The organism is Chryseobacterium sp. RU37D (assembly GCF_900156075.1).
Taxonomy (GTDB): Bacteria; Bacteroidota; Bacteroidia; order Flavobacteriales; family Weeksellaceae; genus Chryseobacterium.
This window is the reverse complement of record NZ_FTMM01000042.1, coordinates 1-10,784: the sequence shown is the minus strand read 5'-3', so window position 1 is coordinate 10,784 and position 10,784 is coordinate 1. Positions and strand designations below refer to the sequence as shown.

The window sequence follows — 10,784 nt, the reverse complement described above, 5'->3', positions numbered from 1 at the left end:
TATCACCAGCAGCAAATCTGGATGTAGCCGGAAATGTTAAAATAGCAGACGGAACCCAAGGAACTGGAAAAGTTTTAACCAGTGATGCTAATGGTCTTGCAAGTTGGAAGACCCCACCAATTACTAGCAATGGATCACCAATTTTATATGTAAGTGCTAAGAGCGGTACTGATATTTTTTGGAATAATGGTTCAGGTTGGACTGATAGTACTCCTGGTACATTAGGTTGGCACCCTTTTGTATTGAAATTGAATGAAGCTACGGATATCAATAATATTTATGATCCTTCAACAGGTAAAATTACTATTACTGAAGAGGGTTTATACTATATTGACTCACAAATATCTTACATGAATACACCGTCTTCATCAAACCCTGGTTTTGATGGAACTAGTGGTCATTTGTTTTGTGAACTATTTATATCTAATCAACCTTCATCAATTGAAAATATATCTGTAATAAGAGGGGTTAAGAGTACTGGGAACTCAACTATTAATATAAATAGAACAGTATTATTGAAGCCAGGGGATACTATACAAATCTTGATTTATAGTTATGAAACAGCAAATATGAATAATGATCATACTTATCCTTCAATACAAAGATCAGTTTCTAATTTTGAATTATTTAAGTTATAAAATTTTATGAATAATGATACTTCAAGCGCCAAAATATTTAATGGGATAATAATTCAGGATAGACAGATGGCCAATTGATAATACTTTTAGAAACCGTTTAACAAACTTGAGAAATCTACTGATGAACTAATAAATGATTTAAATATCTTTATATAAATTATTGATAACCCTTGCATTTAAGGGTTATTTTATTTCTATAAAGGTGATGTTTATTTAATTTTAATTTGTGAACTTGATTGAAGGATATTATTGTAAACAATATTCGTTCTTACTTCCGTTTTTAGCAAGAATTTACAATAATTACTTTCTTTTAACGATCAACATTTTTGTGATGTTATCATTTTTTCATAGATATGGAAAGCAATTTCAGAACACTTCCAGCAGCACGTGAGAAAATTCGTAGCTTCAAAAAAATTTGAATGAGGCTAATAACGATTCTGAATCATTTATTTGAGCCACAGACCTTATTAGGCATAGCAATATGTTGGGGATATTTAGTAATTTCCGAATATACAAAAGTATAATTTTTTTAAGGTTATCCACTCAGGAACCTAGACATGAAATTCTTTTCTTGAAAAAGAAATGTGACCGAGTCCTGTCGTAATAAGAAAAGAGCAGAGAACTATTCTGAAATCTCATTCATTTCCATAATATGAATATTTGTGATGGTTTTGAATAGATCCAAATTCAAACCATCAGCAGAAAGTTTACCGGTAAGGATTAATTTTTTTTCTTAAAAAATGGTCAATTCCAAAGGTTTTATAGCCATATAAAGAATATAATCCCAATAGCATGATATATAATACCTGTGGCAAATAAAAGAAATATGTCAGCCAGGTATAATTTTCTATTGGGCTCGTCCCTAATTTAGGATCAATTGGAACCAGTTTTGTTGGGATAGAATGAATATCTTTCGTAAGTAATGCAACCAGCATAATCACAATTAAAACAAAAGAGCTAAATCTCGTAAAAAGACCTATTAATAAAAAAAATCCCCAGACCATTTCATTGGCTGCAACAAAGTTTGCCATTAATTGAGGATTTGAAAATCCCAGACTTGTAATGGTCTTTAGCATATAGCCTTGAAAAACAGGGTGAAACAATTTGTTAAAGCCGGTTATAAAGAAAAATAATCCGATGCTTAAACGGCAGATAACATAAAACAAGTCGCCAGATTTGGTAAAATTTTCTTGATTCATTTGTATATTAGTTATGAGTTTTAATAATTTTTTACAAGTTGTGATTTTTTTATATGTGAAATATTTAATATTATGTAATATTTTCAAAAATATGAAAACTTGGGTAATAAAAAAAATTAGAATAAATCCTAAACATAATATATATGAGAAAAATTATTAAATTTAGCCCAACAGAAAATCTAATATTTCATGATAGATAAAAGAGTAAAAAATGCAAAAGAGGCTATTGAAGGAATTCAGAACGGAATGACGTTGATGCTGGGCGGATTTGGCCTTTGCGGTATCCCTGAAAACTCAATTAATGCTCTGGTAGAAAGTGATGTAAAAGATCTTACGTGTATTTCAAATAATGCAGGAGTAGATGATTTCGGATTGGGATTATTGCTTCACAAAAGACAGATTAGGAAAATGATTTCTTCCTATGTAGGAGAAAATGCAGAATTTGAAAGACAGATGCTTTCAGGAGAATTAGAAGTTGAGCTTACTCCACAGGGAACATTAGCAGAAAAATGCAGGGCGGCACAGGCAGGCATCCCCGCTTTTTACACACCTGCAGGATACGGAACCGAAATTGCCGAAGGGAAAGAAGTAAAAGATTTTAAAGGAAAGCCCCACATCCTGGAATATGCTTATGAAGCAGATTTTTCTATTGTTAAAGCCTGGAAGGGAGATTATGCCGGAAACCTTATTTTCAAAGGATCAGCAAGAAACTTTAATCATCCGATGGCTGGTGCTGGGAAAATTACAATCGCAGAAGTAGAAGAGCTTGTGGAACCGGGAGAATTAGATCCAAACCAAATTCACATTCCCGGAATCATGATCCAGAGAATCTTTCAGGGCGAAAAATTCGAAAAAAGAATTGAACAGAGAACAGTAAGAAAAATTAAATAATAATCAGTAAAAAAATAATACCCCGAAACTCAATTTCGGGGATAATTTTATTTATAGGTTTTTCATTCATAAAACATTTTTCATTCAAATTAAGCCAGCGTTTCCGAGATCTTTCTTTCCCCGATCTGCTGTCTCCACATCGCATAATACAATCCTTTTTCTTCAATTAGCTGTAGATGTGAGCCGGTTTCTACAATTTGTCCGCGTTCCAAAACATAAATTCTGTCCGCATGCATGATAGTGCTCAACCGATGAGCGATAAGAACGGTAATTTGTTCTTTTTCCTTAGAAATATCTTTTATGGTCGTAGTGATTTCTTCCTCTGTGATACTGTCTAGAGCAGAAGTTGCCTCATCAAAAATTAACAAGTGTGGTTTTCTTAATAAAGCCCTGGCAATGGCAATTCTTTGTTTTTCACCGCCGCTTAATTTCAGTCCGCCTTCCCCAATTACTGTTTCTATGCCATTTTCTGCTCGTTCCAAAAGACCTGTACAGCTGGCTTTTTTTAAGGCGAGCTGCAAATCTTCTTCTGTTGCAGCGGGATTAACAAACAAAAGGTTTTCTTTAATTGTTCCCGCAAAAAGCTGGGTATCTTGTGTTACAAAACCGATTTGATTTCTTAATTCATCAAAATCAAACTCTTTTCCATTGATTTTATTATAAAAAATATCACCTTCCAATGGCCTGTACAAACCTACAAGAAGCTTTACCAAAGTACTTTTCCCGGATCCGCTCGGCCCGACAAAAGCTATGGTTTCACCATTTTTTACATCAAATGAAATCGAATTAAGTGCCTTATAATGAGCCGTCTGATGTTGAAAAGAAACTTTCTGGAACTCCAGTTCTTCAATGGCGCCGATTTTCTTTGGATTCACGGGTTTAGGTTCAACTTCCTTCTTCATTACCCGGTCAAAATTATTAAGGGATGCCTGGGCTTCACGATAAGAAATAATAATGTTCCCGATTTCCTGCATAGGCCCGAAAATAAAGAACCCGTAAAACATTAAGGACAAATATTGGCCCGGCGTTACGATATTTTTAAAAATTAATAATAATAAGGTGAAAGTAATGGTTTGCTGTAAAAAATTAACTAACGTTCCCTGCACAAAGCTCAGAGAACGAATGCTTTTTACTTTTCTAAGCTCTAGATTCAGGATTTTATAGGTATTGTTGTTCAAACGTTCAACTTCCTGAGTAGTAAGACCCAAACTTTTGACAATCTCAATATTTCTAAGGCTTTCCGTAGTACTTCCGGCCAATGCAGTGGTTTCCTGTACAATATTTTTTTGTATAGATTTTATTCTCTTACTTAATAAATTGGTGACAACAGCAATGAGGATAATTCCCACTACATACACCGGCATTATCGACCAATGCAGGCGGATCGCATACACTGAAACGAAAATAATGCTCACCAGAATCCCGAAAAATACATTGATAAAATTGTTAATAAATTTCACCGTGTCTTCCCGTACTTTGGTTAAAATCGAAAGCGTTTCGCCACTTCTTTGGTCTTCAAATTCCTGATAAGGCAGTCTCATGGAGTGTTTTAGTCCATCCGTAAAGATCTGGGCGCCAAACTTTTGAATGATCACGTTCACCACATAATCCTGAAAAGCCTTTGCAATACGGCTCACCATTGCTGTCCCAACCAGCAGTCCCAAAAAATAGAATACACCATGATAAATATCTGTTCCGTAGAGATATTCATTCAGGCTTCTGGGTAGCATTTTTTCTTTATCAAAAAAGTTGGGATGGGTAACCAGCCGGTCTAAAATGTTTCCGGTAATTGCGGGAGCAAAAAGTGAAAATACTTGATTTATAGCGGCTAATACAAGTGAAGCAATGATCAGCCATTTGTAAGGTTTTAAATAATATAATAGAATTTTCATTTGTAAAATTAAAAGTTCACAAATTTACAACAAATTAATCATCAAAATTTATCATAGGATAAGAAAGAAAATATTTCGTAATTCTGAAAAAAATGGCTAATTTGGCGTGATAAGATTATGCTATGCTAACTAAAGAACAAATTGCACAAAGAATTTCCAGAGAAGTAAAGGATGGGTATTATGTAAATCTAGGAATCGGGATCCCAACATTGGTGGCCAACTATGTTCCCGAAAATATTTCTGTTGAATTTCAAAGCGAAAATGGAGTTTTGGGAATGGGGCCTTTTCCTTTTGAGGGTGAAGAAGATGCGGATATCATTAACGCAGGAAAACAGACTATCACAATTTTGCCGGGAGGTTCATTCTTCGATTCTGCTTTTAGTTTTGGAATGATCAGGGCTCAAAAAGTAGATCTTACAATTCTTGGTGCCATGGAGGTTTCGGAAAACGGAGATATCGCCAACTGGAAGATTCCCGGAAAAATGGTGAAAGGAATGGGCGGAGCAATGGATTTGGTAGCTTCTGCAGAAAATATCATCGTAGCAATGATGCATGTAAACAAAGCCGGAGAAAGCAAAATCCTTAAGAAATGTACATTACCTTTAACAGGCGTTAACTGTGTAAAAAGGGTTGTAACCGAACTGGCCGTTTTAGACGTGACACCGGCAGGTTTTAAGCTGATTGAAAGAGCGCCGGGAGTTTCAGTGGAAAATATTGTTAAGGCAACGGAAGCTGACCTGATCATCGACGGAGAAATCCCTGAAATGCAATTTTCATAAAACAAAAGAGGCTGTCTCAAAAGTACTCCCCCTCGACTCCTGTCTGACAAATTTTGTCATTTAGGGGATTCTCAGAGCATTAGTTTACCTTTTGAGGCAGCTTCTTTTTATTGAAAATATTTAGGTAGAACCGCTATAGGAAATTCTTTTGTTTCAAAACAAAAAATTAATTAAATTATTTACCATCCTGCGCTCCAAAAACCTTCTGCAGGATGCTTGTAGTTCTCATTGCAGGAGTATTTCGGATGCCGTTTTCTTTTTGGGCTACCATTTTGAAAACTCCGTTTATAGCTTCTGTTGTTACATATTCGTTAAGATCGGTTGTTACAGACTGTCCGGTGAAAGTATTATATTTTGAAATTAAATTGCTCCAGACTTTATCAGCACCTACTTTTCCCAATGAGGCCTTTACTTTTGGCTGGAACGCTGTAAATAATTGGCTTTGAGTTTTGGATTGTAAATAATTGGTTGCGGCATTATCATTCCCCAGCAAAATATTTTTAGCATCCGTAATAGTCATTGAAGTAATGGCTTTTGTAAAAATAGGGGCAGCTTCAGTTACCGCATCTTCTGCAGCTCTGTTCAATAGTTTTACGCCTTGATCAGCTAAGCTTCCTAAACCTACTGCACGCAATGTAGTATCTATTTTTCTTAATTTTTCCGGCATTAAAATTTTTACTGCTTCATTTTTTAAAAAACCGTCTGTTACGCCTAGTTTTTTCACGCCTTCGTTTACACCAAGGCTTAATGCTTCTTTCAATCCGGAAGAAATTTGGGTTGAAGTAAGGCTTTCTAAATTGATTGGCGAAGCACCTGTTGAAGTATTTGGCGATGTTGTAGTAGATGTAGAAGCACCTGTTGTTGTTTTTATGGGAGCATTAAGATCTATCCCCGTTTTATCCTTTACTGTTGATTTGATTATATCTAAAATCTGAGCTTGTGTGGAAACTGAAAACAATAAACCACCAGCTAATAAAATTATTTTTCTCATCATATTTTTTTGCAAATTTAGATGTTTTATTTTTTAATAAGTTAAAAAGATGACAGAAGTTTTCAGAAATTAATTATATTAGCTAAAACCTTAATCAAATTCAATGGTACGCGCTTTTTCAATCATTTTTTTAATCGTGTCTAATGTGTTTTTTTCTCAAAAAAAGCTTAATTTAATTCCTTATCCCCAAAAAGTGAATGTAAATGAAGGATTTTTTACTATTCCTGCGGTAATTATGTTAAATAATAATCTTCCGAAAGGTGAAACAGAATATTTAAAAAAACGATTAAATTCAGACGTGAAATTTCAGGTTTCTAAAGGTGAAGAGTCAGATTTAGTATATTCTCAGTTAACAAAAACAAATAATTCTGTACAAAATAATGAGTTTTATACCCTTGAAATTACACCCAAACAGATTCAAATAAAATCATATACAAAGCAAGGATATTTTCTTGCCTTGCAGACATTAATACAATTAATCCAGGATCATAAAAACGATAAAAAAATTCCGGCTTTAAAAATTGAAGACCAGCCCAGATTTTCATGGCGTGGAATGCACCTTGATGTTTGCCGTCATTTCTTTACCGTTGAAGAAGTGAAGCAGTATATCGATTATTTAGCAATGTACAAGCTCAATACTTTTCACTGGCATCTAACTGACGATCAGGGCTGGAGAATTGAAATTAAAAAATATCCGAAATTAACTCAAATTGGTTCAAAACGTAAAGAATCAATGATAGGTGCATATGTTGATAATACCTTTGATGGGAAACCCTACGGCCCCTATTTTTATACTCAGGATCAAATCAAAGATGTCGTAAAATATGCTCAGGAAAGACACATTACTGTAGTTCCGGAAATTGAAATGCCGGGGCACGCTTTGGCTGCATTATCAGCTTATCCTGAACTTGCATGTACAAAAGGACCTTTCGAAGCAGCGACAAAATGGGGTGTTTTCGATGATGTCTTTTGTCCTAAAGATGAAACTTTTAAATTTTTGGAGAATGTTTTGGATGAAGTAATATCGCTTTTCCCTTCAAAATATATTCATATCGGCGGTGATGAATGCCCAAAAACAAGATGGAAAGAATGTGCGCATTGTCAGGAATTAATTAGGCAAAATAATTTAAGGGATGAGCATGGCCTTCAAAGCTATTTCATCCAAAGAATTGAAAAATATGTCAATTCTAAAGGCCGAAAAATTATCGGTTGGGATGAAATTCTGGAAGGTGGGCTGGCTCCAAACGCAGCAGTAATGAGCTGGACTGGAATTAAAGGCGGTGTGGAAGCAGCAAAATCAAAACATTTTGCGGTAATGACCCCGGGTGCTTATTGTTATTTTGATCACTATCAGGGAGATCCGCAAACGGAGCCTCTCGCTTTTGGAGGTTTTACTCCATTGGATAAAGTATATTCTTATAATCCCATTCCTGAAGAATTGAACGCTGAACAGGCCAAATATATTTTGGGGGTTCAGGCAAATCTTTGGACAGAATATGTTCTTGATTTTAAACAGGTTCAGTATCAGATTTTTCCAAGAATGATGGCCCTTTCGGAAGTCGGTTGGGGAACTTCGGATCCTAAGAATTATAAAGAATTTGAAGGCAGAGTAATCAATGAATTTAAGATGTTAGATAAAATGAATATAAATTATGCTAAAAGTATCTACAACATTTCAGGAAAAGTAACTGCCGCTGAAAACGGTGTCAGCTATGAGCTTTCCACATCACAAAACCCCGATGGCATAAGATATACAATGGATGGAACTGAACCTTCCGTGAATTCTCAGACGTATAAAAATACAATTCCTGTCTCAAAATCTTTAACGATTAAATCTGCCTATTTCGAAAACGAACAATTGAAAAGTGCCATTTCTTCGCAGGTTTTTACGATTTCTAAGACGACGGGAAAAAAAATCATACTGGAACATCAGCCAGGCGAAAATTATTCTTTCGGGGGTGCTTTCACCTTGGTCGACGGAATTATCGGAAATCAAAAACAATTGGGCAAAACATGGCTTGGCTTTCCCGGGAATGATGTTGTTGCAACCATTGATTTTGAGAAAAAGACGCCATTTTCGGAGGTGTATTTTAATACGCTGGATAATAAAGGAAGCTGGATTCATTTTGCAAAGTCGGCGCAGGTTTTTGTCTCTGAAGATGGAACAAATTTTAAAATGATAAAGGAAATAAGTAAAGATGAAATTCTTTCCGCAAAAGGAAAAATTAAATTAAATGTTGGAAATCAAAATTCTAAATACATTAAAATTAGAATAGAAAATGCAGGAATTATTCCCGCCGGAAATCCCGGTGCTGATTCAAAAGCGTGGCTTTTTGTCGATGAAATCGGAGCAAATTAAATTCAAAGTTTAGACATAAAACTTATATATCTAATCTTTAAATCTTGAATTAAGAATTTTAAATCAACCCTGATCTTAGCCTCAACCTAAAATATGAACTCAAGAAGAAAATTTTTAAAAAATACGGTATTGGCGTCTTCCGCTTTGTTATTGAATCCATTAGATTTAAAGGCTAAAGACCTGCCGGAAAATAATTCAAAAGCCATCAATAAACCCATTGTGCTTTCCACATGGAATTTTGGTTTGAAAGCAAATGAGGAAGCCTGGACCATCCTCGGAAAAGGCGGAAAGGCTTTAGATGCCGTAGAAAAAGGGGTTCGTCTGGTGGAGCTGGATCCATCTGAAAGGAGTGTGGGCTATGGCGGCCGTCCTGACAGAGATGGAAGGGTAACGTTGGATGCCTGCATTATGGATGAAAACTACAACATTGGTTCCGTAGCGTGCCTTGAAGATATTAAAAATCCCATTTCTGTTGCAAGAGCGGTCATGGAAAAAACGCCTCATGTGATGCTTGTAGGTGACGGGGCATTAGAGTTTGCACTTTCTCAAGGGTTTAAAAAAGAAAACCTTCTCACCCCCGAATCTGAAAAAGAATGGAAAGAATGGCTGAAAGATAGTAAATACAAACCTATCGTCAATATTGAAAACCACGATACCATCGGAATGATTGCGCTGGATGCCGACGGGAACCTTTCCGGGGCATGCACCACCAGCGGAATGGCCTTCAAAATGCATGGTAGAGTAGGAGATTCCCCAATCATTGGAGCAGGATTGTTTGTTGATAATGAGGTAGGTGCGGCAACAGCAACAGGCCACGGTGAAGAGGTGATCAGAACAGTAGGAACACACCTGGTGGTTGAATTGATGAGACAAGGAAGAAATCCGCAACAGGCTTGTAAAGAAGCTGTTGAGAGAATTGTACAGATTACAAAAAGAAGAAATAAAAACCTGAAAGATATTCAGGTAGGCTTCATTGCTTTAAATAAAAAAGGTGAATATGGTTCTTATTGTATTCAGGACGGGTTCAGCTTTGCGGTATATGACCAGAAAGGAAACCGTCTGGAAAAACCTGAGTTCGCTTTGAAATAATTTTAATTAGAAATTAGTTTTGCTAAACCCTAAACCCTAAACCCTAAACATGTCAAAAATAGAAATAGCCTGCTTCAACTCAGAATCCGCAATGATCGCTTTTGAAAATGGAGCTGACCGGATAGAATTGTGCGACGGATTAAGCGAAGGAGGAACAACACCCAATTTTGAAACAGCAAAACAGCTTAGAGAAAAGATAAATATTCCAATTTTTGTAATGATTCGTCCGCGTGGTGGAGATTTTACCTATTCTGATGAAGAGTTTGAACAGATGAAATCAGATTTGATTCAATTAAAATCGTTGAATGTTGATGGCTTTGTTTTCGGAATTTTGAATGAAAATGATGAAGTGAATATTAAACAGAATAAAGAACTGGTTGAGCTGGCAAAACCTTATCCATGTACTTTTCACCGGGCTTTCGACAGGGCAAAAGATTTAGAAACATCGTTGGAAAAAGTCATTGAATGTGGTTTTAAAACTATCCTAACTTCGGGCCAAAAGCCAAACGTTTCCGAAGGAAAGGAAAATCTGAAAAAACTAGTTGAACTATCAAACGACAGAATAGAAATTCTTGTTGGCGGAGGGCTTCGCTCCACAAATATTGATGAGATAAGAAGCTTTACCAATGCCGGATATTTTCATTCTTCTGCGATTACCGATGGGGGAGCTTTTGCGAATGCGGATGAAATTGTGGCATTGAAGAGTAAGTAGTTTGTGTAAAATATACATCAAGTTTGTCATTCTGACGAAGGAAGAATCTCAACACAATATATTTTAGATTCTTCACTACATTTAATTTCGTTCAGAATGAGAAACCATAAAAATATACAGCTCAAATAAGTTTATTGATGAAGTTGTTTAAACTTATTTAGACAAAAAAGTTCCAAGAAAATTAGCAATTTTGGATTGCAATTTAAAAAACTAATAATCTGGAACTCATCAGTA

General features: G+C 35.6%; 8 protein-coding genes and 1 pseudogene. 6 read left to right on the top strand and 3 right to left on the bottom strand.

What is annotated here, in order from left to right; translation table 11 throughout:
* Window positions 1-638 (top strand): annotated as a pseudogene (locus tag BW926_RS13580) (hypothetical protein); the annotation flags it as partial.
* A 707-nt stretch (window positions 639-1,345) separates the two neighbouring features.
* Here the strand turns inward: BW926_RS13580 and BW926_RS13575 are convergent.
* On the bottom strand, window positions 1,346-1,837 hold the full coding sequence (locus BW926_RS13575; protein WP_076447854.1) for a DoxX family protein: 492 nt from the start codon (window positions 1,835-1,837) through the stop codon (window positions 1,346-1,348).
* Between the two features lie 189 nt (window positions 1,838-2,026).
* Between BW926_RS13575 and BW926_RS13570 the strand changes: the two genes are divergently transcribed.
* Window positions 2,027-2,728: a CoA transferase subunit A gene (locus BW926_RS13570; protein WP_076447852.1), complete on the top strand. Its 702-nt coding sequence runs from the start codon at window positions 2,027-2,029 to the stop codon at window positions 2,726-2,728.
* Between the two features lie 89 nt (window positions 2,729-2,817).
* Here BW926_RS13570 and BW926_RS13565 read toward each other — a convergent pair whose 3' ends face one another.
* Window positions 2,818-4,620, bottom strand: a complete 1,803-nt coding sequence (locus BW926_RS13565; RefSeq protein WP_076447850.1) for an ABC transporter ATP-binding protein — start codon at window positions 4,618-4,620, stop codon at window positions 2,818-2,820.
* A gap of 122 nt (window positions 4,621-4,742) precedes the next feature.
* On the opposite strand from BW926_RS13565, the gene BW926_RS13560 reads away from it, so the two are divergent.
* Complete coding sequence (locus BW926_RS13560) at window positions 4,743-5,399, top strand: CoA transferase subunit B (protein ID WP_076447849.1); 657 nt, start codon at window positions 4,743-4,745, stop codon at window positions 5,397-5,399.
* 175 nt (window positions 5,400-5,574) lie between these two features.
* Here the strand turns inward: BW926_RS13560 and BW926_RS13555 are convergent, their stop codons facing one another.
* Window positions 5,575-6,393 (bottom strand): DUF4197 domain-containing protein, encoded by an 819-nt coding sequence (locus tag BW926_RS13555; protein WP_410493261.1) that lies wholly within the window; start codon window positions 6,391-6,393, stop codon window positions 5,575-5,577.
* 100 nt (window positions 6,394-6,493) lie between these two features.
* On the opposite strand from BW926_RS13555, the gene BW926_RS13550 reads away from it, so the two are divergent.
* From BW926_RS13550 to BW926_RS13540, 3 genes are all read left to right on the top strand, one after another.
* Entirely contained in the window at window positions 6,494-8,749 is a 2,256-nt protein-coding gene (locus BW926_RS13550; RefSeq protein WP_076447846.1) for a beta-N-acetylhexosaminidase, read from the top strand.
* Between the two features lie 93 nt (window positions 8,750-8,842).
* Window positions 8,843-9,838, top strand: coding sequence for an isoaspartyl peptidase/L-asparaginase family protein (locus tag BW926_RS13545; protein WP_076447844.1), 996 nt, complete (start codon window positions 8,843-8,845; stop codon window positions 9,836-9,838).
* Window positions 9,839-9,887: 49 nt separating this feature from the next.
* On the top strand, window positions 9,888-10,550 hold the full coding sequence (locus BW926_RS13540) for a copper homeostasis protein CutC (protein ID WP_076447843.1): 663 nt from the start codon (window positions 9,888-9,890) through the stop codon (window positions 10,548-10,550).
* The last annotated feature ends 234 nt before the right edge of the window (window positions 10,551-10,784 follow it).

Coding starts and splice junctions, on each gene's coding strand:
- BW926_RS13575 (WP_076447854.1), bottom strand. CDS start 1,837: ATGAATCAAGAAAATTTTACCAAATCTGGCGACTTGTTTTATGTTATC.
- BW926_RS13570 (WP_076447852.1), top strand. CDS start 2,027: ATGATAGATAAAAGAGTAAAAAATGCAAAAGAGGCTATTGAAGGAATT.
- BW926_RS13565 (WP_076447850.1), bottom strand. CDS start 4,620: ATGAAAATTCTATTATATTATTTAAAACCTTACAAATGGCTGATCATT.
- BW926_RS13560 (WP_076447849.1), top strand. CDS start 4,743: ATGCTAACTAAAGAACAAATTGCACAAAGAATTTCCAGAGAAGTAAAG.
- BW926_RS13555 (WP_410493261.1), bottom strand. CDS start 6,393: ATGATGAGAAAAATAATTTTATTAGCTGGTGGTTTATTGTTTTCAGTT.
- BW926_RS13550 (WP_076447846.1), top strand. CDS start 6,494: ATGGTACGCGCTTTTTCAATCATTTTTTTAATCGTGTCTAATGTGTTT.
- BW926_RS13545 (WP_076447844.1), top strand. CDS start 8,843: ATGAACTCAAGAAGAAAATTTTTAAAAAATACGGTATTGGCGTCTTCC.
- BW926_RS13540 (WP_076447843.1), top strand. CDS start 9,888: ATGTCAAAAATAGAAATAGCCTGCTTCAACTCAGAATCCGCAATGATC.